Origin of the sequence: Fimbriimonas ginsengisoli Gsoil 348 (assembly GCF_000724625.1) — a bacterium.
Lineage (GTDB): Bacteria > Armatimonadota > Fimbriimonadia > Fimbriimonadales > Fimbriimonadaceae > Fimbriimonas > Fimbriimonas ginsengisoli.
The window spans coordinates 59,752-79,673 of record NZ_CP007139.1 but is presented as its reverse complement, the minus strand read 5'-3'; the positions used below and the strand labels follow the sequence as shown (position 1 = coordinate 79,673).

Here is a 19,922-nt window from a genome sequence, read left to right as displayed (position 1 = left end):
GTACTAATGCTTAGGTCGAATAAAGGCTCCTGATAGGTCTCTGCTGGGCCGCCAAAGCGATAATGAGGCACCTTCAAGGCCAAAATACCTATTCTTGGATGGTCAATCCGCCCTTTTTGGAAGTTTGGCCGTCGAAAGCGCTCCTTACTGATTGTCTTGGCGAGTCGCTTGGAAGGTGCCGTTTCCTTGGGCGCCGATTGCTGCCCACGCGCCGTGCATTCCATGGTTGGTTACCAAAGCGCTCCACTTGGCGTTACCCTCTGACGTCACGCTTGTCCCGGTCAGACGATTTGCGACAAGGGCACCGTCGAACGTGCCGGTGATTTGGCCTCCGAGGAGAATAGTTCCGCCGATCGCTACCCCGTTACGGCTGTTAAACGAGATTTGATACGGGAGCGGAGTTTCGACCCCCACGATCGTGTAGGTACCGATCCAGGTCGAATCGTTCGGGATCGCGTTCGCCACCGTAAACCGACTTTCCTGAATCGTTCCGGATTCGGCTCCAGACGTGTAAGTACCGGAAATCGCATTGCCGGAGACCGAGCCGGCCAGATGGATATCCGAGCTTCCACCCGGAAGGGGAGCTGCGAAGTGGATCGTCGCATCGATGTGGTTGCCGCTAGTGGTTCCGGAAAGAGTTCCCTGATAGCTGACGTCGCCGGTGACGGGGTTACTGTGATGACGGCGGTTCCGGACACCGTCGCCCCGGTCTGCTCGTAGTTAATCGCGACCGATCCGGTGTTCGAGCCCGCCAGGCGCGTGTTGGACGTGAAAGTACCGGTCCAGTCGCCCGCAACATTTGCGGCGGCGCTGCCCCCGCCCCCTCCGCACCCGCTCAGGGTTCCGATCAAAGCTGCCAGCGCCGCGCCGGAGAGAATCGATTGAAGTCGCATGTTTACTTACCTTGCCATTGCCGAAGCGCAAGTGTAGAACAGGCCATGGGAATTGTGGATGCCATAATTCGCTTATGACCACGGCTCCCACGAATGACACTCGGTTTCGGGTGTCCGAGTCCGTGGCCCGGGACTTGGCGACCGCGTACGGTACACCGCTTTACGTTCTCGACGAGGCAACGTTTCGGGGCCGGATTCGGGCCTATCGCGAGGCCTTCGAGGCCTCTTACCCAAAGAGCGAGCTGACGTACGCCGCAAAGGCGAATTCGACGGTGGCGCTGCTTGCGATTGCGGCGGCGGAAGGGTGCGGGATCGACGTCGCTTCCGAAGGGGAGCTTCGGGCGGCGCTAGGAGCCGGCATTCCGGCGGCACGCTGCCACCTCCACGGGAACAACAAGAGCTTCGAGGAGTTGTCCTTCGCGATCGAACAAGGGATCGGGATGATCGTCGTCGACCACTTCGGCGAGATCGAAACGATTCAAGGGATCGGGACGGGGAGCGCGAAGCTGGCGTTGCGGCTAGCGCCCGGCGTCGACCCGGTGACCCACGCGAAAATTTCTACGGGGCAGGCGGACACGAAATTTGGATTCAACATCGCCGACGGCTCGGCGGAAAGGGCCACATTACGCTGCCTCGAGTTGGGATTGCCGCTGGTCGGCTTTCATTGCCACGTCGGCTCGCAGCTCCTCGACCCGGAGGCACAACGTTCGGGCGGCGAGCTGATCGCACGGTTCGCGGTCGACATGTTGCGGCGTCACGGGTTCGCAGCCGAGTACCTGAACGTTGGCGGGGGGCTCGGGGCGAGTTACACGGATGCGGACCGGCCGATGAACGTGCGCGACTACTGCCGGCTTATCGTAGAGGCCGTCACCGGCTCGCTTGCCGGATCGGGCCTCGACCCGGTTTTGGCCCAGGAGCCTGGGCGTTCGCTAGTGGCGGAGACCGGAGTGACTCTGTACACCGTCGGGCTGGTGAAGACGGTTCCCAGCAAATCGGCGGGTCGTCGAACGTACGTTTGCGTCGACGGCGGTCTGAGCGACAACCCGAGACCGGCTCTTTACGGAGCGCGATACGACGTCGAGAGAATCGGCCCGGCGGCGGGCGACGAAATGGTCGTTACCGTATCCGGAAAGCACTGCGAGACCGACAAGCTTTTCGAAGATGTTCGTCTTCCTCGAGACGTGGCCACGGGCGACCTGCTGCAGGTGCTTTGCACCGGAGCGTACAATGCTTCGATGGCGAGCAACTACAACCGGTTTCCGCGACCCGCAGCGGCGCTGATCCGATTGGATGGCAGCCACTGCCTAGTGCAGCGTAGGGATACGTGGGCCGAGATGCTCGCTCGTGAGATCTTGCCGGAGGGATTGGCCTGATGTTCGGCAACACGCCTCCGGCGGTGTTGATCCCGATCGTCGTGGTCGTTTTCTTCGGAATCGGCCTCCACGAGTACGCCCACTGTAAATTCGCCGACATGGCGGGAGATCCTACTCCGCGCATTTACGGGCGCGTCACCCTCGACCTGACGAAGCATTTCGAACTCATGGGCACGCTCATGATGCTGTTCACCGCCCAGTTCGGTTTAGGCATCGGTTGGGGCAAGCCGGCCCCGATGGACCCGGACAAGATGCGGAATCCCCGTTGGGATTTCTTTGCCGCGGTTGCGGCGGGGCCGATCTCCAACGTCGTCCAAGCCGTTTTGTACGGCTTGGTGGCGAGGTTGATGATCGTGAGCGGGCAGACTTCGGTCGATCAAATCGTCGATGCCTTAAATGTCCGGTTTCTTGACAACCCTCAGAGCGTAGGCGTTCTCCCCGCCCTTCTCGCCTACGGCGTCCTCCTCAATCTATCGCTGGCTCTATTCAATCTCTTTCCAATCGGACCGTTGGATGGGCAGTGGCTGTTGGGGCTGCTGATGCCCGACCGGGCGCGCGATAAGTGGTGGTGGTGGAATCGGAGGTACGGCTGGTATCTCCTTATGGCCCTGGTGCTGGGAGGGCAGATATTCTTTCACACCTCCGTCCTCGGTCTCATCATCGGCCCCGCGGTTATCGCTCTTACCCGCCTCATCCTTGGCTTTTAATTAGAAGAAAATGACGACCTCCAAACGCATCCTCAGCGGCATGCGGTCCTCCAACCCGCGCCTTCACATCGGTAATTACGAAGGGGCGCTCAGGAACTGGGTGGACCTCCAGGAACAGGGCTATCACATGTTCTGCATGGTCGCCGATTGGCACGCGTTGACGACAATGTACGAGAACGCGGGCGAGGTGAGTCGTAACGCGCGAGAGGTTGCGAAGGATTACGTCGCCGCCGGGATCGATCCCGTGCGGTCGCCGGTGTTTATCCAGAGCCACGTCAAAGAGCACGCGGAGCTCCACATGCTGCTCAGTATGATTACGCCGCTCGGTTGGCTGGAGCGAACGCCGACTTACAAGGAGAAGCAGGCCGACCTGGGCAGCGCCGAACGGGAGCCGTACGGGCTGCTGGGGTACCCGGTGCTCCAGACGGCGGACATCCTGCTGTACAAGCCGTATGGAGTGCCGGTCGGTCGCGACCAGGCGCCTCACCTCGAGATCGGCAACGATATTGGCCAGCGATTCAATCGGCTTTACAACGTCGAGGTGTTTCCCGAGTACAAGTATCTGATTCCGCAAGACGAGACGCGGGCGAAGCTTCCGGGGCTCGACATGCGGAAGATGTCGAAATCGTACGACAACTGCATCTACCTCAGCGACACCGAGGACCAGACGGCGGAGAAGATCAAAAGCGCTTTCACCACCCCGACGAAGATCAGGAAAACCGATCCGGGCATCCCGGAAGGGTGCGCGGTTTGCCAGTACCTGAAGGTCTACTCGCCGACCTGGCAGACGCAGTGGCAGGAGGATCGGGACGGGTTGCGCGGGTGCATGCAAAACAAGAAGGAGTGCACCGAGGCGATCAACGAATACTTCCGCCCGATGCGCCAGCGCCGAGCGCAGCTCGACGACGCTACGATCGAGGGAATCCTCGCCGACGGCGCCATCCGGGCGCGAGAAGTCGCGCAGGCGACGATGAGCGAGGTTCGCGCTGCGATGGGAATTTACTAGTCGTTGGATAATAAGAAGTGATGGCGGGAATCGCGAGCGGAATTACTGTCGTGGCGAAATGGGACGGCAAGAACTTTGTCCCGACCCAACCGGTGCACCTGAAGAAAGGCACGGAGGTACGCATCGACTTGCCCGGCGATGACTTGTCCGGCCGCGAGCAACTTGAGAAGATGTTCTCGCTTTTCGAATCGTTACCTAAGGTCGACTTAACCGACGCGGCATTTGACCGGGGATTGAATAACGATCGAGAATAACAAGCTTCTGCTCGACACAAACGTGACTTTACGTGCTTTGCTGACCGATGGCCAGGAAACACCAGGGCTCAGAGCAAAAATGTCGGCCGAGCTACTGGACGGAAGCCAAGCGGTCTTGGCTCCCCAAGTCCTATTCGAATGCCTATGTGTTTTAACCCGTCCTCGTGAGAATAATGGAGCGGGTATGGACGCTGCAGAGGCATGTGACCGGCTCCGAAAAGCCGTCGGCATTGTGCCCTTGCTTCCAGATCCGGAGGGGCTTGTCGACCGGTGGTTGCAGATATGCGCAGTCAATAAGGTGTCAGGAAAGCAAGTTCACGATGCTCGTCTCGTAGCATGGATGGAGCTTCACGGCATTCACCGGATCATGACTCTAAATGGACGCCACTTCGCGCGGTACGCTCAGGTCAAGGTCGTGGACCTTTCGATATGAGCGACTCTTCCGCCGGTGATATTTTGGACGCCAACGCCTCTCCGCTTCTTCGCGACCGCGGTGAGGCCGGCCCGTCGGTGGAGAAGGTCCACCCGGATCTGTCGGGCGTCAAGGCGATCTATTTCGATCTCGACGACACTCTTTGCGGATATTGGGACGCTTCGAAGCAGGCGCTCCGCCGGGCGTTCGAGCTACATGGCCCGCAGGGAATTACGCCAGAGGAAATGGTCGGTCATTGGGCGAGCGCGTTCCGGCGGTTTGCCCCTACGCTGAAAGAAACCGGTTGGTACGAGACGTATCTGAAGACAGCCGAGCCGACTCGAACCGAGCAGATGCGGCTGACGCTCGCCGAGGCCGGAGTCATCGACGAAGCCCGCGCTTTGGCCCTGAGTGAGACCTACATGCGAGAGCGAGACGCCAACCTTCGGCTCTTTAGCGACGCGCTTTTGGTCCTCGACACACTCAAGTGGCGCTATCCCCTCGGCCTGATCACCAACGGGCCGGCCGATCTACAACGCCAAGAGATCGCGACCCTCGGGATCGAGTCTTACTTCCAGAACATCTATATCGAGGGGGAGATGGGGGTTGGCAAACCGAAGCGCACGGTTTTCGACCGAGCCGCGGCCGCTGTCGATTGCAAGCCCGAGGAGCTCCTGATGGTCGGAAACAGTTTCGGCCACGACGTAGCGCCCGCCTTGGAGTATGGCTGGCACGCCGTCTGGATCCGCCGCGCGAGCGACATCCCGCCCAGTTCGACCCGCTCCGAGGAGATGCCGCCCGGCGCCAACGCCCCCGACGCGATCATTCAGCACTTGTCGGAGTTGCTGGAGATCCCCGGCTTGGCGGTCTGACGAGTAGAGGCTAATCCAAGCGTAGAGGCTAAGTCGATGACTCCTGAGTCCAGAGAAGCTTGGGTAGGCAATCACGAGCGGTTTGGCATCTTGCAACGCCTGGGTATGACCGCCTTCATCATCTCCTTCGCGTTCGTTTTCTTCTCTTTCGATACTCCTGGGGATGCCTCCATTCGCTATGCGATGTTCGTCGCCGCGCACGCCCTTCTTTACTTAGGGTTCACGATTGCCGCGGTCGCCGACCGAATTGCGGGACGACCCTTCTCCTTCGCTCGCCTAGTGTATGTAGCTGGCATGTGGTTTCTATACTGTGTTCTCGGCCCAATCGTCATGGCCGCCGCTACCGCGGCCGTCCACCGCAGCTAAACAGGTTCGAAAGTCGCCGATCCCTCCAGACGCTTTGGAGGGATCGACGGGCAAGAGGCCTTGTCAACCTCTCCGCCAACCGCCAACTGCTAACCTAGCAACGTGGAGTACGTGAGATTCGGGCGGACGGGGTTGAAGGTTTCTAGGATCTGTCTTGGGTGCATGACCTACGGGACGCCCGCTTGGCGGGAGTGGGTTTTGGATGAGGAAACGAGCCGGCCGTTTATCCGGCAGGCGCTCGAGGCCGGGATCAATTTCTTCGATACCGCCGACATGTATTCGCTCGGCGCGAGCGAAGAGGTGGTCGGAAGAGCGTTTCGCGACTTCGCCAAACGGGAGGATCTGGTCATCGCCACCAAGGTGTACAACGCGATGGGACCGGGGCCGAACGACCGGGGGCTTTCCCGCAAGCACATCCTCCGATCGTGCGACGACTCCTTGAGACGCCTGGGGACCGACTACATCGATCTCTACCAGACCCACCGTTGGGACTACGAAACGCCGATCGAAGAGACGATGGATGCTCTCGACTCGCTGGTCAAGGCGGGAAAGGTGCGGTATCTCGGCGCCTCCAGCATGTTCGCCTGGCAGTTTATGAAGTCGCTCTCGACGTCGGATGTGCGGGGGCTGAGTCGTTTCGTGAGCATGCAGCCGCAGTACAACTTGGTCTACCGCGAGGAGGAGCGGGAGATGCTTCCCCTATGCGCGGATCAAGGGATAGCGGTGATTCCTTGGAGCCCGCTGGCTCGTGGCTTCGTCACTCGCCGTCCGGGAGCATCGACGGTTCGCGCGGAGACGGATGCGTTCAGCAAGGTGCTGTACACGAGCGAGGTCGACGCAGAGATCGCGAACAAGGTATGCGACATCGCGGAGAGCCGCGGGATTCCTCCCGCGCAAGTGGCATTGGCATGGGTGCTGAGCAAGCCGGTCGTCACGGCTCCGATCGTCGGCGCTTCGAAAACCCGTCACTTGGACGATGCCCTCGCCGCACTGGCGGTGAAACTGACGGACGATGAAATACGTTCCTTGGAAGAACCGTACGTGCCGCACCTGGTTAAAGACCACGATTAACTCATGAAGCCCCCGCCAGTCTGGAACACGAGCCCGAAGAAGTCGCCCGCGTTCGGATGCTGGTTGGTCGTAGGTGTGATCGTCGCCATTCTCTTCAGTTGTTTTGGTTCCTGTTTTCTAAGCTACAGTGGCTACCACAACAGTGGCTCATGGGCGGGTGATAGCTACCGTTCGTTTGGAGTTAGACAAGCATTCGTTCGAAACGACGTCGACCAAGTGGCGGCGACGCGGGACGGAACGACCCTCCTCATCCGCGAAGGGCGCACGATTTCCAAATTAAATCCGGTGAATCTGACCCCTGAGGCTTTCCTCGCGCTTAGCGAGGAGCCAGTGGATATGGCGCTCTCCTCGGACGGAATGAAGGCGGGGGTTTATTTGGCTTCCGGAATCGTGCACATCTTAGACGTAGCGACTCTAACGACCAAGCTGACAATCGATATCGGACCGCCGAACGAGGGGGTCGATACTCCGGTCGTCGATTCGCTCTCAGCGGATGGAAAGCGGGTCTCCCGCTTTATGGCGGACGGGGAGTATCGAGAGTGGGATGCCGACACGGGTAAACCGATTCGCCAAATGAGGGTGCCCGGCATCCGGCGGGGAAGCGGAATTCTCGACTCGCCGGACGGAAAATATGTCGTCCTCCTCGGCTCCGAGGCAAAGGACGGCTCGCATGTGGGAGTCCTCTACGGCCCTAACGGGCGGCTTCAATCGATTGGTACAAGCGGCGTGATCGCTTTTAGCGTGAATTCGGATCTGCTCTGGTACCGCGCGCCCGACGGAGGGCTTATCGCGCTGGAAATGGCGACCGGTAAGAAGAAACACTTGGTGGTGGGAGAAAGTAATATTTCCGCCTTGACCACCAGCGGCGATCGGCGCGTCGTGGTCAACGATGGTGGATCCGATGATGGCCGGATCGGGGGCCCGAGCGAGATCGTGGGCATAGGCCGCAATTCAGTACACATTGGCTACGTGCCAGATCTCCTTCCGGTAGTTACCTGGTGGAAAGGGCATATCGTCGCAGGTGGACGAGGAGGGCGGATCTTGATCATCGACGCCGATTCGGGCTCGCCGGAGGCGGAGTTGAAAGGACATCAGGCGGTCGTACTCCAATGCATTCCGTTTGGAGAGCGACTGGTTACCCGCGATATCTCGGGGAAACTGTGTCTTTGGGATTGGCCATCACTCGGCTATGCGAACTGAGGCGTTGTGTCATCGATATGTTCGACCAACCGGCGGACGAACTCCACTTGAGCGGGGTTTAGCTTAAGCGCTGCCTCCTCCGCAGAAAACCATCCACACCGGTCGATTTCGGGGAAGGTGAGAAGGCGGCCTGAACCGCGGGGCCACTCGATCCGCATCGTATTGCTCCGCACCGCGTCTGGATCCGCCTCGCCTTCCAATGCCCAGACGTGCACGGTTTTCCCGGCTTTCTGGCGAATCGAGCCGAGCGGGATGTAAGGGGGTTGGGGAGTTAAGCCGGTCTCCTCGACAAACTCGCGAATTGCCGCTGCCAGCAACTCTTCGCCGGGATCGGGCTGTCCTTTCGGAATCGTCCATGCCCCATCGTCTTTGGCCTCCCAGAAAGGTCCGCCCGGATGAGCGAGGAACAGTTCCAGACGTCCTTCCGATCGCCGGAACATAAGTAGGCCGGCGCTTTCGGGCGGTGGCTTCGGTGGTTTCGCAGGCAATCTAGCGAGAGGCTACCGCGCCCTCTGCCGAAGATGGCGCCTCATAGGTGGCCGGGTAGACGTGGAAGCCAATCTGATCGACGATCAAAGCCGTCGCTCCGATGCCGGCTGCGAAGACGGCGAAGAGAAGGAAAGCCACATGGATCTTCTTCATTGCAGTGGCTGTATGACGAGACGCTCGTTGGAATGTGCCATTTTTTCATTTACTCGGGACGTTCGAGCTACTTCCCGGATTTCCTGACGAATTCACTGCCTCCTGAAAGAAAGGCCTCCGACCTGAGGTCCCAGTCTCGCGGCCGCGCTTTCGCAGCTCGGGGTAAGCGACCCATATGGCGAAGAGGAAGAAGAATGCCAGCGCAGAGGAGATCTGCGCAAGCCAAACGTCTCCGAACGTGATTCGCGCGACCAGGTAGAAGTCGAGGACGATGGCGAGGCCGAGGATCTTGAGACCCCAATTAAGAAAACGGCTGCAACGCTTGATGAGCGCCATGGAAACCTGGTCCGGCTCCGAAATCCGATGAACGGCCGCGGGCGCGAGGGCGAGGCCGATGGCGACGACGGTTAATCCGATCGCCAAGAGGTGGATGCGCTGTTCGGATTCGGCCAGCTTTTTGCCGAACGCCTCGTTCATAACCGCGATCAGTTGGAACCCGAAGAGCGCCTGGATGCCCGGTAGGACCATTCTGGCTTCCTCCAGAATATTCCTGAGCTGGTCTTTGAGATCGATCTTTTGTACTTCTTCCATTGCCCTCTTAACAAAGGGCTAAAATCGCAGCGGCGTTGTTCCCCGCCCGTAGCATCGGCTCCCAGCCGATGAACCACACGACCGTATCGGTCGTGTGAGAAGGCCGAGGGCAGGATGCCCTTGGGACCCACTGGGTAGAAGCCAGTGCCACTCCGGACTCCCTCACCCCCAACCCCCTCTCCCTCGTTCGGCACATGCAGCCGAAGGAGGGAGAGGGGGCTCCGGATGGACTAGACCATGACGGTTTCCATGGACCAGATGCCGAGTTTGGCTTCTTTCGCGATGGCGACGATGTTGAGGCCGGCGGGGTCGGTGTGTTTGCCGGGCGAGACCATGGCGTGGCTCGTCAGGAAGCGCATTTTTGAAAGCGGTCCCGCCTTCAAATCTTTTAGTAACGTCGAGCAGGCTTCGACCTGTTGCGGGGTGTACGGGTCGACCCCGTCGTTGAGGTTTACGAAGCAGATGCCCAAGGTGTATTCGTTCACGCAAGGGTGTTGGACGAATGTGCCAGCCGGGTCGCGCTCGCACGAGACGCCGCGGGCGGCTTCGTGGGGACCGTAGGAATTGCCGCAATGAAACGCAATGGCCGAGAAGGGAACCCCTTTATAGATGGTGCCGTCCCGGTCGACGATGTAATGGTAGCTGTGATCTTGGGCGCGCAGATCGTGCACTAGGGAGTCGACGTCCTCGGTTTCGCTTGCGTGGAGGACGGCAGTGTCGATGATCGTGACCCCTCGGCGGGGGCGGTGGGCAAGCCATGGGTTGAGCGGGACGATGCTCATTTCTTAGTTCCCTCCGGCGCCGGGGCCTTCCCCTGGCGACGCAATGCCATTGCTCTAGATTCTAGCTTAGTAGACGATTTGTTCTTGTTAGGGTAACACTAAATCCGAACGAAATCCCAGCGAATCGGTAGAGGAGCCCCGAACGTAGTCCTGGGGCCGCTGGTCTCCAGACCGACCTCCGGCGAACCGTACGTTCGCCATTCAGACATCCCATGCGGCGGAGGGGGAAGGGGGCTAGCGGGTGGTCTTGCAGTGGGGGCAGACGGGGAGGCGGCGATTGTAGACTGTCCCGCAAGCAATGCAGCTCACGCTGTCGAAATCTAGATCGGGGAGGTCGATGGCGTCGAGCTCGGCTTTTTCGTGAACCTTTTGTAGCGCCTCCAGGCTGTACTTGTCGGTGCGCGAGGCGATGGAGACGGCGATTGCCCCGATAACCGAGATGCCGGTGGCGATCATGAACGCGTTAGAGAGCGCCGTCCAAGATTGAAACACCCCTGCCAACATCCCAAAAACCACGGCGAGTGCGGCAAAGAGCAGCCAGCGCTGACGCATTCCTTACTTTACAATCCCCGGCGGTTTCCGTCGGCGGGGAAGATGCCCATTCCACCATCGTCCTGGTCGTCTCGATCCGGAATGAAATCCTCGTCCGGTGGCAAACGCTCCTCGTGAACCACTTCGACCTTTGGCTTCGACTTGTGCCGCTTCTGAGGCTTTGGCTTAGGCTTAGGCTTCGTCGGCGGTTTCGGCTTTTCAACGTGGGTGGCGGGGGCGGGGGCGGTGGCCGGCTTTGGCGGCGGCAGCAGTCGCTCCGCCCGTCCGGAGGGTTGCACATCGATCGTCACTTCGGGGCCTCGAAAGGCGACCGGTTGAGGAGTGGCAACACGGCTAGAGCATCCCTCCAAGACGAGTATTCCGACGATCAGCGGCCATGCCTTCATAGCCGGTTAGACTTCTCGAAGCAGAATCGGGTTTACGGCTTACCGTTACCGTTTTCTTTTAAGCGAATCCCGTGAAAGGTCTGCTCGATGCGGCCGGACTTCATCAGGTGGCCGAGCGCCTTCTTGAAGGTCGCTTTGCTTAATCCGAATTCGCGGCGTATGTCTTCCGGAGGCGATTTGTCTCCGATCGCCATAAAGCCTCCTTCGCGACGTAGCCTCTCCACGATCCGTGGGCTCTCGTCCACCGCTCCTTGATAACCCATCGGCGAGAGCGTCAATGCGATTCCGCCGTCTTCGCGGATTCGCTTGATGTAGCCGCGCCGGCTCTCGCCGATTCGCAGGCGTTCGTGCAATTCGTCGGGGAACACCATTCCGAAGTAGGCGCTATCGACCACGACGCGGGCCCCTTCCGGTACCACGTCGGTTACGAGCAAGGAGACCTCCTGACCTTCCGAGAGGTTGCGAACATCTCCTTTCAGATACTTTCCAAGGCGGGTACTGCCGAAGACCCGGTTGGTCTTCGTATCCAGTTCGACGCGAACGACGTACCAAGCCCCTTCTTCGATGGCGCGAAACTGCTCCGCGAATGGGACGAGCAGGTCCTTGTCGAGCCCCCAGTCCATGAACGCGCCGTGCGCGCCGACCATCTTTGCCTGCATCGTCGCGAACTCTCCGACCACCGCCTTTGGACGCTGGGTCGTGGCAATCGGCCGATCTTCGGAGTCGGTGGTGACGAAGACCCGGAGCTGTTCGCCTTCGCCGATTCCTTCCGGAATGAACTTGCGAGGTAGCAACACCTCGTCTTGCCCGTCCGTCAGATACATGCCGTGGTCGGTTCGCCGGGCTATTTTTAGGCGGTTATACGCGCCGATCTGGATCATCCAACCGATTGTGACGCGGCCTTGAAGCTATCGTACGTCGGGATCCGGCCAAGATCGATAATGTAATGCGCCATCGCGCCTTCGGAGGTGTCGCATAGGAGGGCAGCGGCGATGACCCAAACCGTATGGCCGTCCCGGTGCCGAAGCTCCCGAACGCAAGGCGTGGTCTCCGGCGAGACCCCTACGCGACGTACCGTCAACTGGGGCCAGCTCAAGCCGAGCCGTTCGAACTCTTCGCGGTCGTACCCGATCGTTTCCAGGAATGCGTCGTTTGTGTCGGTAATGCGGCCATTCTTGTCGACTACGATGATGCCGAGAAGACTGGAGCTGAGGACGTTCTTAAGCGAATCGGTGACCGTCTTTTTCGGTCGAGGCTTCGAATCCAAAGCGCGTACGATGGCCTGCGCCCGGTTCGAGGCGTCCAGCTTCCGCCGCATCCGATTCCAATAAGTGCGGACGGTGGTTATCGACACTCGAAGGTGCCGAGCAATTTCTTTGTCCGTGAGCCCTTCGGAGGCCAAGCTCGCTATTTGTCGCTCTCGTTCTGAGAGTGCTTCTGTTCTTTCCGGCTCCACATAACGTGTGACCCTACCCTTGCAAAACGCGTTCTGCGGGCAGGTCTGAGTCCCCAAAACTCAGGGCAGGCGCCAGGTAAATTTACTGTATAATATTATTGCAAGCGTGAGTGGAATGGAGAATCATTGATCGAAAAACCTGACCCAGTCGTCCTCGTGGTGGAGGACAACGCCGACGACGAGGTAATGACCTTGCGCGGATTGCGCCGTTCGCCTCGTCCGTTACAGATCCAAGTGGCGCGAGACGGCGAAGAGGCGCTGGCGATGCTTGCGCAAGGTCTCAGTCCCGACCTCGTCCTGATGGATCTGAAGATGCCACGCAAGGACGGCATCGAAGTTTTGGCGGCGATTCGCGACGATGAACGCACCAAACATATTCCGGTTGTGATATTCAGTTCGTCGGACGAGACCCTGGACATCGTACGGTGCTACGAGCGAGGCGCGAACACTTACATCCGCAAGCCGGTCGAGTTCGTCCCGTTCATCGATTGCCTCGAGCTGCTGACCCGGTATTGGTTCGAAAGCTCGACCTTGCCGCTGGTTCTCTAGCGTGTCGCCTAGACGAGGGTTTTGCCGCAGGGTGGCGTAACGAGCGGCTTCCAGCGGCGTCAAATGGGTTAATGAAGGGAATGTTGTGCGGCTTGTTGGCTCTGCTTGCGGTGGGTGGGGCGGTGGCTCAAGACCCGAAGGCGCCGATGCGAATCCCGGTCCGTCACGCCGATCCGTGGACGATCAAGGCGATGCTCGAAGGGGTTCCCTTGCGAAGTCCGGAGACGAGCACCCTTCCTGGGTTCGCCGGGGTTATGGGGAACGCCACGAATGCCGCCAACCGGTTCCTAAAGGACGGCATCTTGGTCGTAAACCCGACCGATAACAGCCTCTGGTATTTTCCCGGCAAGTAGAATCGTTCCGTGAAGGACAAAATCGCCCGTGCGATTAGGGAAACGGAGCTCGAACACGGGGTGCGAGTGCTGTTCGCTTGCGAATCCGGCAGCCGCGCGTGGGGATTTGAGTCGGTCAATAGCGACTACGATGTCCGCTTTCTTTACGTCCGGCCGGTGGCCGGCTACCTCACGGTTCTCCCTCATCGAGACGTCATCGAGGCGATGCTGCCGGACGATAGCGATCTAGCCGGCTGGGATCTCCGGAAAACGCTCCAGCTCCTGACGAAGTCGAATCCGTCGCTTTTCGAGTGGTTTAGCTCGCCGATCGTTTACGCGCAAGACGCGGCATTCGTCGAGGAGTTCCGCGACATTGCCGACCGCTGGTACTCGACTCGCCGGATCTTTATGCATTACCTACACATGGCGCAGGGGAATTGGCTTGGCTACTTGCAGAGGGAAACGGTATCTCGCAAAAAGTATCTGTACGTGCTGCGCCCGGCCCTGGCTTGCCTCTGGTTGGAGGCGAATCGTGGCGCGGTTCCCATGGAATTCGATACGCTTCGACACGCGGTGGTCGGCGACTCGGACGTAGCCCGCGCCATCGACCATCTGGTAGAAGCTAAGCGAGCTGGAGAGGAGTTGGCGGCCGGGCCGCCCGATCCGACCCTACATCGTTTTTTGGCGGCGGAGCTGGAGCGGCTTCACGAGGTGAAATGGAAGGATGCGGAGCCGCCGGAATTCGCGGAGTTGGACCGGTTCCTTTTCCGATGGTCGTCACTGACCGGATAGGGAGTTTTCATCGTCCTATCGATTGAGATGATCGGAACCAAGGGGCAAAAGGTACGCACCGTCGACGAAGCCTGCGAGTTCATCCGGGAATTCCTCGTGTACGAGCGGACGCATCGAGGCGAGTTGGCGGTGGGGAAGGAGCACGATTTCGACCTGTTTCTGCCGTGGATGATGGAGATCGTGGTCAACTCCGAGGAGGAGGATGGAAGCCAACTGCCGACGGTGTTGGATCGCATCTATATGGATGCGGCGTGGGAGTTGGTGGTTCGGGGATTTCTCAGACCCGGTCCCCGCCACGTGAGCGGGGACAGCAGCAGCGACGGCTACGGCAAGGGGTATTCCCTGACGACAAAGGGAACCGAGTGGATCGCCGAGTTGGGATCCTAAGCCGAGGAAGCGGCCGGCGCGAGTCCGTACTGGACGACCGATCCGGTCTTGTAGACGACCAATAGCTCGCCCGCGTCCTGAAGTTGCTGTAAAACTTCGGGCGCGATGATCGTCGTCGCCTCTCGTTCGACGAGACTGACCCGGTCTCCCGAGGAGCCGGCAAACCAAAGCTCTGCCCCCTCTCTCATCTTCTCGCGCACGGCGTCGGCATCAAGATCGGATGGCGGCTCCATGTTGACCAGCGCGCGCGGGCGGCGCGCGCTCGGTGGCCTCGGAGTGGAAGGACGGCGAGGTCGAATACGGCCGTGGACGGGAGTGGTGATCGCTTCCTCGGGATTCCAGCCCCGCTGAACGCGGGCGGCGATCGTGAGCGAGCTGACGACGCATCGATCGTCGCGAGACCACTCGCTCAGGCTTTTTTCTTCACCGAACGCGGCAAGGAGATTGCGCGCTCGGGACGCTCGCGAGGCGCTTGCGGTGGTGATTGCGGCCTCGGGCTCCCACTCGCGCTCCAAGCGGGACCTCAGTTCGCGAAGCGACACCTGGCAACGGGCATCTTGGGCCCATTCCATCAATGTCTTACGCTCACCAAAGGCGAGTAGCGATAGGGGTACATGAGAACGCATTTCGTGGTTAGTTTAACGTATAAGTGGCTCTTTGAAAAGATGTCGGCGACAACTTTGAACGAGCCGGAAATTGGGAAAAGTGCAAAGCGTGTCGTACATTGTCGGTAAGTCACGTCTCGAGGTGGAGACCATGGTTTCAACGAAATGCAGAGAACTAGCAAATTTAGAGGGAGCGGAGGAGTTCATCCGCGAGTTTCTTGCGGATTCGACCGGATGCTCGAAAGCATACGATCCTCACAACCACGACTTCGACCTGTACTTGCCTTGGGTCTTCCAATGTCTGCAAAGTATTGGGGTTAAGGGGCCGCTTAGCCTGCCCGAGCTGGGGGTAATGCTTATGGATGCCGCTTGGTCGCTTTCGCAGAAGGGGTACTTACGACCAGGCCCACGATCGGTCATGGGCGAAGACCTGAAGGCGGACGGCAAAGGTTATTCTCTGACTCCACTTGGTCGCCAGTGGGTCTTGCAGCGATAACGGGTCCTGTTCAATCAAGTGCAATCAAGTGCAACTGCCTGAAGTGCAGTATACAAATCAGGCATTTCTACTAGGCATTTCCTTCTTATCTTAAACCAAAAAAGCGGCTCAGCCATATGGCCGAGCCGCTTTTAAGGTTCTAGAGGCTTAGTAGCTCTTGCGCTTTCCGCCGCCGTAGCCACCGCCGCTGCCGCCGCGATCTCCACCACGGCCACCACCGCCGCCGCCATAGCCGCCGCCACCGCCGGATCGGCCACCGCCGCCTCCACCGTAGCCGCCGCCACCACCGCCGCCGTAGCCGCCACCGCCGCCACCGCTGTAACCGCCGCCGCCTCCGGAGCGACCGCCGCCGCCGCCACCATAGCCACCACCGCCGCCACCACCGCCGGAGCGGGGTCGGGCCTCGTTTACGGTGAGCGTTCGGCCGTCAACCTGCTTACCGTTCATCTCAGCGATCGCGGCCTCGAGACTGTCTTCCGGAACATCGATGAACGCGAAGCCGCGCCCCTCGATAATGCGAACGTTACTCGGCTGATGGGCGCCGAACGCCTCCAGCAGCGATTCCTCGGTTGAGGAATACGAAACGTTGCCGACGTATAAGGATTTGCTTGCCAATTTCGATCTCCTGTGCGGGTACCGTCCCGCGGATTCTGGTTCCGGTTCGCTGCAGTGCTCTCGTATCGTGATTGCCGGCCACCAGGGGGCAGGAGTCCGTAACGGGAACGTAACATGGAATCGTAACGCTTCTATTATGACTCTGTTCTTTCCAGAGGCAAGTTCTCTCGACTCTTTTCTGCATTTCCATTGAGACCAAGGAAGGCAGGTACCCGCATCTTCCGAATTTCCAGCGAAATCTGAAGTTTCCGGGACTTATCCGGGGAGATAACCTTTAACCGTTGAGATAAATGGAACCGGTTTACTTCGAATCTCCCTTGCAGTTTCGTTCCTGGCTCGAGCAGAACCATGAAGTGGAAGACGAGCTTTTGGTCGGCTTTTACAAAACGGGGACCGGCATCCCGTCGATGACTTGGCCGGAGTCGGTTGACGAGGCGCTGAGCTTCGGCTGGATCGACGCGATTCGCCGGCGTGTGGACGACGAGCGGTACACGATTCGGTTCGTCCGCCGGCGACCGAAAAGTAGTTGGAGCGCGGTGAACCTTCGGCGAATGAAAGTGCTGATCGAAGAGGGACGAGTCCGCCCTGCCGGTCTGAAGATCTACGAGGAGAGGATCGAGTCAAAAACCTATTCGTATGAAGGGCGTCCGCACGATTTTCCGGACGAGCTAAGGGAGCGCTTTCAGGCGCATCCGAAGGCATGGGAGTTCTTCCAAAGCCAACCCCCCACTTACCGGCGGCACGCGATCTGGTGGGTGACCAGCCCGAAACGCGAGGAGACGAAGGAGAAACGCTTTAAGGAGCTCATCGAATCGTCCGAAAAAGGGGAGCGGCACCCTTACTTCATCAATCCGTACATCCAGAAGAAGTGACGGAAAATATGGTCGGTGACCGGCTTTTTGGTCTTAATCGTCGTGGGCCCGAGGTCAGAAGATGAAACGGTTCTTTCGGGCAGCTTTTGGACTTGGCATCCTAGCCCTATACACGCTGGTGGTTTTGTCGCTCTCGGCGATGTCGTCCGGCAAGGTCCTCTACCGATCTCCGCAACCTGCCGGGGTCAACTACGGTTCTTACGATCCGTACGAACTTACGATCGTGGAGGGGCCGATCAAGTGGAACTGGGTGGGTTGGCCCCGATCATCCGAGATTTGGGTAGCGCCCGGGGGAGGACACGACTATGGCTATTCGGCGGTTTTTGACGCAGGGGGGAGCGTGTCGGTCGATAAGACGACTTGGAGCACCGAGGGGATCGAAGTCAGCTTCTCTAGCGGGCATCGGCTGTTCATCCCGAAGAAGGCCTTTATCGGCGGCCGATAGGCATTGTATAGAGAGTCTACGATACGGTGTCCACGGATGATTCGAACCTGCTCCATTCCAATCCCGGACTGGCGGTGGGTTCTGCGACCACCTTCCGGGGTCGGGGAGGGCGGCGGCCCTTAACCACCGGGTCTGCTGACCCGGGGCTAATTTCTGAAGAACCCTCACGGGGTCGGAAGAATAGAGTAACCATCTTTTCGTACCCGTAGCCCGTGGCTTTAGCCGCGGTTCAAGGTTCTACCGGGGATAAATCCCCGGGCTACGGGTGAACCTTTACTGTCATTCTATTTTTGGTGATGACCCCTTATCCCCGGAGGGGCCTTGAATCGCAGCTAAAGCTCGGCTACAGGGCGGATCAGTCATGGAGATGCGACCCCGCCTGTGGATGGCCTTGAAGACGCTTATCCGGATGGTTATGACTCAGTTCTCGCCCATGATCGCGGGCCTTGAGCAGAGGGAGCCGGTCTAAAGACCAGCGGTCCTTGGGACTAGCACTGGACGTAGTCTTTGACTTGCAGCTTGAGCGAGCGCATGCCGCGCCATTCTTCGACGTTAGGTTGGAAGAGTAGGTCGGCGAGGGTGCCGGCGCCGGTTTGGGTTAGGCGCTCGCCGATGCCGAAGGCGATGCCGGGGACGGCGGAGGAGGAGCCGGAGCGAAGGAGAAGCCGAACGTGGGCGGGGTTCTTGGTCGGCAAGATCTGGGCGAGGCTGATTCCCCGGGCGACGAACACCGGTTCGGGGTTGGCGCACCCGAAAGGTTCGAGCATTTGGAGCGCTTCCGCCGTTTGTAGGTTAACCTCGGAAAAGTCGACTTCGACGTCGATCCTGACCGTGGGAAGAAAGTCGTCCGGCGTCAGCATCTTGCCCGCGTACAGATGCAGCGTATCGGCGACCTTCTCAAAGTCGTCGAAATGGAAGGAGCATCCGGCAGCGGCCGCGTGGCCTCCGCCACTGAGAAAGAGCTCCGGGTGGGCGTGTATCGCCTCCGCCAGGTTAAAGTTCGGAATGGTTCGGGCGGAGCCTTTGCAGATTCCGCTATTTCGGTCGATCGTTACCACGAAGGTCGGGCGATGGAACTGGTCGACCAGGCGCCCCGCCACGATACCGACGATGCCGGAGTGCCAGCTATCGTTGCCGACGACGATGACGTTTCGTTGATGCCATCCGTTCGCGATGACCATCTCCGTGGCTTCGTCGACGATCCGCTGCTGCTCGGTTCGGCGGTCCGAATTGACCCGCTCGATGGTTCGAGCAAGGTTTGCCGCCTTGACCTCGTCGTTTTCGATTAGGAGCTGGAGGGCGAGGTCGGCGTCGTCCAACCGCCCGGCGGCATTCAGCCGAGGGCCGAGCACGAAGCCGACGTGATACGACCGGAGCGACTTGCCCGGATCCAGAATAATTTTCGCTTCGCGCATCAACGCCTGAATCCCGACCTTCTTCGTTTCGGATAGCCGCTGCAGGCCGAAGCGGGCGATGATTCGATTTTCATCGACGAGCGGCATCACGTCGGCGATGGTTCCGAGGGCGGCGAGGTCCAGAAAAGCCCGGTAATAGCCGGCGAGGTCGATTCCAAGCTCGCGGCTGAGCCCGTCGCATAGGCGGAAGACCACTCCGGCGCCGCTCAATTCGTCGAATGGGTATTCGGAGTCGAGGCGATGCGGGTTGATCACCGCGTTGGCGTCGGGCAACTCGCCGACGGTGTGATGGTCGGTGACCACCACGCTCATCCCCGCCTCGCGGGCGATTTTTACTTGCTCGTGGGCGGCAATTCCGCAGTCGCAGGTGAGGAACAGCTTGGCCCCGGCGACCCGGGCGGCTTCGACCGCGCTCCGGTGGATGCCATACCCTTCGCGCATCCGGTGCGGGACGTGCGTTTGAACCTGGCAGCCGATGCGGGTGAGAAACCGGTTGAGGAGAGCGGCGCTGGTGACGCCGTCGACGTCGTAGTCGCCATGGACGAAGATCAGCTCTTTTCGCTCTTTCGCCCCGAGAATCGCGTCTTTGGCGAGCTCGTAATCCGGCAGCTTGCGAGGATCGTGGAGGTCGTCGAGTGAAGGATTGAGGAACTTATATGCCGCGGCCGGATCAGCCAGATCGCGTTGAACGAGAATCGCGGCGACCAGAGAAGGGATTCCGAGTTCTTTCTGCAGTCGGGCCTCGGCCTCGGCGTTTCGGGCGCCGATCAACCAACGGGCCGAAACAGGAGAATCGAGGGGGGCCATGACCGGTTACCTATCGAGGCTCGTTAACTCGGGCGAGCCGCCCG

At 59.7% G+C, this 19,922-nt stretch carries 28 protein-coding genes; 16 read left to right on the top strand and 12 right to left on the bottom strand.

The features are described 5' to 3' along the window. Window positions 1–144: 144 nt before the first annotated feature. Complete coding sequence (locus OP10G_RS00420; RefSeq protein WP_025227870.1) at window positions 145–465, bottom strand: hypothetical protein; 321 nt, start codon at window positions 463–465, stop codon at window positions 145–147. Window positions 466–967: 502 nt separating this feature from the next. Between OP10G_RS00420 and lysA the strand changes: the two genes are divergently transcribed. The 9 genes from lysA to OP10G_RS00375 all read left to right on the top strand — a co-directional run bounded on the left by lysA (window position 968) and on the right by OP10G_RS00375 (window position 8,154). Next, on the top strand, window positions 968–2,266 hold the full coding sequence (lysA, locus tag OP10G_RS00415; RefSeq protein ID WP_025227871.1) for a diaminopimelate decarboxylase: 1,299 nt from the start codon (window positions 968–970) through the stop codon (window positions 2,264–2,266). Continuing rightward, window positions 2,266–2,973 carry a site-2 protease family protein gene (locus OP10G_RS00410; RefSeq protein WP_025227872.1) on the top strand — a complete coding sequence of 236 codons (708 nt, stop codon included), beginning with the start codon at window positions 2,266–2,268 and terminating at the stop codon, window positions 2,971–2,973. The genes lysA and OP10G_RS00410 overlap by 1 nt, the downstream gene beginning before the upstream one ends. A 10-nt stretch (window positions 2,974–2,983) precedes the next feature. Then, window positions 2,984–3,979, top strand: coding sequence for a tryptophan--tRNA ligase (trpS, locus tag OP10G_RS00405; RefSeq protein ID WP_025227873.1), 996 nt, complete (start codon window positions 2,984–2,986; stop codon window positions 3,977–3,979). Between the two features lie 20 nt (window positions 3,980–3,999). After that, window positions 4,000–4,233 carry a hypothetical protein gene (locus OP10G_RS00400; RefSeq protein ID WP_025227874.1) on the top strand — a complete coding sequence of 78 codons (234 nt, stop codon included), beginning with the start codon at window positions 4,000–4,002 and terminating at the stop codon, window positions 4,231–4,233. Continuing rightward, window positions 4,217–4,666: a type II toxin-antitoxin system VapC family toxin gene (locus tag OP10G_RS27755; RefSeq protein WP_144241347.1), complete on the top strand. Its 450-nt coding sequence runs from the start codon at window positions 4,217–4,219 to the stop codon at window positions 4,664–4,666. Before OP10G_RS00400 ends, OP10G_RS27755 begins: the two co-directional genes overlap by 17 nt. Next, window positions 4,663–5,517 (top strand): HAD family hydrolase, encoded by an 855-nt coding sequence (locus OP10G_RS00390; RefSeq protein WP_025227876.1) that lies wholly within the window; start codon window positions 4,663–4,665, stop codon window positions 5,515–5,517. The genes OP10G_RS27755 and OP10G_RS00390 overlap by 4 nt, the downstream gene beginning before the upstream one ends. Window positions 5,518–5,553: 36 nt before the next feature. Next, on the top strand, window positions 5,554–5,883 hold the full coding sequence (locus tag OP10G_RS00385; protein ID WP_025227877.1) for a hypothetical protein: 330 nt from the start codon (window positions 5,554–5,556) through the stop codon (window positions 5,881–5,883). Window positions 5,884–5,985: 102 nt separating this feature from the next. Then, window positions 5,986–6,954: an aldo/keto reductase gene (locus tag OP10G_RS00380; RefSeq protein ID WP_025227878.1), complete on the top strand. Its 969-nt coding sequence runs from the start codon at window positions 5,986–5,988 to the stop codon at window positions 6,952–6,954. 3 nt (window positions 6,955–6,957) lie between these two features. After that, the gene (locus OP10G_RS00375; RefSeq protein WP_144240919.1) at window positions 6,958–8,154 is read left to right on the top strand and encodes a WD40 repeat domain-containing protein; all 1,197 of its coding nucleotides are present in this window, start codon (window positions 6,958–6,960) and stop codon (window positions 8,152–8,154) included. Here the strand turns inward: OP10G_RS00375 and OP10G_RS00370 are convergent. The 8 genes from OP10G_RS00370 to OP10G_RS26595 form a co-directional block, all read right to left on the bottom strand. After that, window positions 8,142–8,642, bottom strand: a complete 501-nt coding sequence (locus OP10G_RS00370; RefSeq protein WP_227625023.1) for an NUDIX hydrolase — start codon at window positions 8,640–8,642, stop codon at window positions 8,142–8,144. The two genes, OP10G_RS00375 and OP10G_RS00370, sit on opposite strands and share 13 nt — an antisense overlap. A 1-nt stretch (window position 8,643) precedes the next feature. Next, window positions 8,644–8,796 carry a hypothetical protein gene (locus OP10G_RS26600; RefSeq protein ID WP_158409094.1) on the bottom strand — a complete coding sequence of 51 codons (153 nt, stop codon included), beginning with the start codon at window positions 8,794–8,796 and terminating at the stop codon, window positions 8,644–8,646. Window positions 8,797–8,841: 45 nt separating this feature from the next. Further along, complete coding sequence (locus OP10G_RS23695) at window positions 8,842–9,387, bottom strand: DUF6328 family protein (RefSeq protein WP_025227881.1); 546 nt, start codon at window positions 9,385–9,387, stop codon at window positions 8,842–8,844. Between the two features lie 230 nt (window positions 9,388–9,617). Next, window positions 9,618–10,169, bottom strand: a complete 552-nt coding sequence (locus OP10G_RS00360; protein ID WP_025227882.1) for an N-acetylmuramoyl-L-alanine amidase — start codon at window positions 10,167–10,169, stop codon at window positions 9,618–9,620. 234 nt (window positions 10,170–10,403) lie between these two features. Next, window positions 10,404–10,721 (bottom strand): hypothetical protein, encoded by a 318-nt coding sequence (locus OP10G_RS00355; protein WP_025227883.1) that lies wholly within the window; start codon window positions 10,719–10,721, stop codon window positions 10,404–10,406. 8 nt (window positions 10,722–10,729) lie between these two features. Continuing rightward, a complete protein-coding gene (locus OP10G_RS00350; protein WP_025227884.1) occupies window positions 10,730–11,107 on the bottom strand; it encodes a hypothetical protein in 378 nt (125 codons plus the stop codon). A 32-nt stretch (window positions 11,108–11,139) separates the two neighbouring features. Then, window positions 11,140–11,988, bottom strand: coding sequence for a CvfB family protein (locus OP10G_RS00345; protein WP_025227885.1), 849 nt, complete (start codon window positions 11,986–11,988; stop codon window positions 11,140–11,142). Continuing rightward, complete coding sequence (locus OP10G_RS26595; protein WP_227625022.1) at window positions 11,985–12,563, bottom strand: LuxR C-terminal-related transcriptional regulator; 579 nt, start codon at window positions 12,561–12,563, stop codon at window positions 11,985–11,987. Before OP10G_RS26595 ends, OP10G_RS00345 begins: the two co-directional genes overlap by 4 nt. 126 nt (window positions 12,564–12,689) lie before the next feature. Between OP10G_RS26595 and OP10G_RS00335 the strand changes: the two genes are divergently transcribed. The 4 genes from OP10G_RS00335 (at window position 12,690) to OP10G_RS00320 (ending at window position 14,623) form a co-directional block, all read left to right on the top strand. Further along, entirely contained in the window at window positions 12,690–13,112 is a 423-nt protein-coding gene (locus OP10G_RS00335) for a response regulator (RefSeq protein WP_025227887.1), read from the top strand. 71 nt (window positions 13,113–13,183) lie between these two features. Continuing rightward, entirely contained in the window at window positions 13,184–13,465 is a 282-nt protein-coding gene (locus tag OP10G_RS00330; RefSeq protein WP_038472259.1) for a hypothetical protein, read from the top strand. Window positions 13,466–13,474: 9 nt separating this feature from the next. Further along, complete coding sequence (locus tag OP10G_RS00325) at window positions 13,475–14,236, top strand: nucleotidyltransferase domain-containing protein (protein WP_038472257.1); 762 nt, start codon at window positions 13,475–13,477, stop codon at window positions 14,234–14,236. Between the two features lie 27 nt (window positions 14,237–14,263). Next, window positions 14,264–14,623 carry a hypothetical protein gene (locus tag OP10G_RS00320; RefSeq protein ID WP_025227888.1) on the top strand — a complete coding sequence of 120 codons (360 nt, stop codon included), beginning with the start codon at window positions 14,264–14,266 and terminating at the stop codon, window positions 14,621–14,623. Here OP10G_RS00320 and OP10G_RS00315 read toward each other — a convergent pair. Further along, window positions 14,620–15,249: a hypothetical protein gene (locus OP10G_RS00315; protein WP_144240918.1), complete on the bottom strand. Its 630-nt coding sequence runs from the start codon at window positions 15,247–15,249 to the stop codon at window positions 14,620–14,622. The genes OP10G_RS00320 and OP10G_RS00315 overlap by 4 nt on opposite strands. 130 nt (window positions 15,250–15,379) lie before the next feature. Here OP10G_RS00315 and OP10G_RS00310 point away from each other — a divergent pair, with 130 nt between their 5' ends. Beyond that, window positions 15,380–15,724, top strand: a complete 345-nt coding sequence (locus tag OP10G_RS00310; protein WP_144240917.1) for a hypothetical protein — start codon at window positions 15,380–15,382, stop codon at window positions 15,722–15,724. A gap of 147 nt (window positions 15,725–15,871) precedes the next feature. On the opposite strand, the gene OP10G_RS00305 is transcribed toward OP10G_RS00310, so the two are convergent. Beyond that, entirely contained in the window at window positions 15,872–16,339 is a 468-nt protein-coding gene (locus OP10G_RS00305) for an RNA recognition motif domain-containing protein (protein ID WP_025227891.1), read from the bottom strand. Between the two features lie 290 nt (window positions 16,340–16,629). Between OP10G_RS00305 and OP10G_RS00300 the strand changes: the two genes are divergently transcribed. Beyond that, the gene (locus OP10G_RS00300) at window positions 16,630–17,211 is read left to right on the top strand and encodes a YdeI/OmpD-associated family protein (protein WP_025227892.1); all 582 of its coding nucleotides are present in this window, start codon (window positions 16,630–16,632) and stop codon (window positions 17,209–17,211) included. 61 nt (window positions 17,212–17,272) lie between these two features. Then, window positions 17,273–17,656, top strand: a complete 384-nt coding sequence (locus tag OP10G_RS00295) for a hypothetical protein (protein ID WP_025227893.1) — start codon at window positions 17,273–17,275, stop codon at window positions 17,654–17,656. Window positions 17,657–18,144: 488 nt separating this feature from the next. Here the strand turns inward: OP10G_RS00295 and recJ are convergent, their stop codons facing one another. After that, complete coding sequence (gene recJ, locus OP10G_RS00290; RefSeq protein WP_025227894.1) at window positions 18,145–19,878, bottom strand: single-stranded-DNA-specific exonuclease RecJ; 1,734 nt, start codon at window positions 19,876–19,878, stop codon at window positions 18,145–18,147. Window positions 19,879–19,922 lie beyond the last annotated feature (44 nt).

What these genes read in the sequence shown, in the direction of transcription:
- lysA (WP_025227871.1), top strand. Translation starts at nt 968, where the DNA reads ATGACCACGGCTCCCACGAATGACACTCGGTTTCGGGTGTCCGAGTCC.
- OP10G_RS00410 (WP_025227872.1), top strand. Translation starts at nt 2,266, where the DNA reads ATGTTCGGCAACACGCCTCCGGCGGTGTTGATCCCGATCGTCGTGGTC.
- trpS (WP_025227873.1), top strand. Translation starts at nt 2,984, where the DNA reads ATGACGACCTCCAAACGCATCCTCAGCGGCATGCGGTCCTCCAACCCG.
- OP10G_RS00400 (WP_025227874.1), top strand. Translation starts at nt 4,000, where the DNA reads ATGGCGGGAATCGCGAGCGGAATTACTGTCGTGGCGAAATGGGACGGC.
- OP10G_RS00390 (WP_025227876.1), top strand. Translation starts at nt 4,663, where the DNA reads ATGAGCGACTCTTCCGCCGGTGATATTTTGGACGCCAACGCCTCTCCG.
- OP10G_RS00385 (WP_025227877.1), top strand. Translation starts at nt 5,554, where the DNA reads ATGACTCCTGAGTCCAGAGAAGCTTGGGTAGGCAATCACGAGCGGTTT.
- OP10G_RS00375 (WP_144240919.1), top strand. Translation starts at nt 6,958, where the DNA reads ATGAAGCCCCCGCCAGTCTGGAACACGAGCCCGAAGAAGTCGCCCGCG.
- OP10G_RS26600 (WP_158409094.1), bottom strand. Translation starts at nt 8,796, where the DNA reads ATGAAGAAGATCCATGTGGCTTTCCTTCTCTTCGCCGTCTTCGCAGCC.
- OP10G_RS23695 (WP_025227881.1), bottom strand. Translation starts at nt 9,387, where the DNA reads ATGGAAGAAGTACAAAAGATCGATCTCAAAGACCAGCTCAGGAATATT.
- OP10G_RS00360 (WP_025227882.1), bottom strand. Translation starts at nt 10,169, where the DNA reads ATGAGCATCGTCCCGCTCAACCCATGGCTTGCCCACCGCCCCCGCCGA.
- OP10G_RS00355 (WP_025227883.1), bottom strand. Translation starts at nt 10,721, where the DNA reads ATGCGTCAGCGCTGGCTGCTCTTTGCCGCACTCGCCGTGGTTTTTGGG.
- OP10G_RS00350 (WP_025227884.1), bottom strand. Translation starts at nt 11,107, where the DNA reads ATGAAGGCATGGCCGCTGATCGTCGGAATACTCGTCTTGGAGGGATGC.
- OP10G_RS00345 (WP_025227885.1), bottom strand. Translation starts at nt 11,988, where the DNA reads ATGATCCAGATCGGCGCGTATAACCGCCTAAAAATAGCCCGGCGAACC.
- OP10G_RS00330 (WP_038472259.1), top strand. Translation starts at nt 13,184, where the DNA reads ATGAAGGGAATGTTGTGCGGCTTGTTGGCTCTGCTTGCGGTGGGTGGG.
- OP10G_RS00320 (WP_025227888.1), top strand. Translation starts at nt 14,264, where the DNA reads ATGATCGGAACCAAGGGGCAAAAGGTACGCACCGTCGACGAAGCCTGC.
- OP10G_RS00315 (WP_144240918.1), bottom strand. Translation starts at nt 15,249, where the DNA reads ATGCGTTCTCATGTACCCCTATCGCTACTCGCCTTTGGTGAGCGTAAG.
- OP10G_RS00310 (WP_144240917.1), top strand. Translation starts at nt 15,380, where the DNA reads ATGGTTTCAACGAAATGCAGAGAACTAGCAAATTTAGAGGGAGCGGAG.
- OP10G_RS00300 (WP_025227892.1), top strand. Translation starts at nt 16,630, where the DNA reads ATGGAACCGGTTTACTTCGAATCTCCCTTGCAGTTTCGTTCCTGGCTC.
- OP10G_RS00295 (WP_025227893.1), top strand. Translation starts at nt 17,273, where the DNA reads ATGAAACGGTTCTTTCGGGCAGCTTTTGGACTTGGCATCCTAGCCCTA.
- recJ (WP_025227894.1), bottom strand. Translation starts at nt 19,878, where the DNA reads ATGGCCCCCCTCGATTCTCCTGTTTCGGCCCGTTGGTTGATCGGCGCC.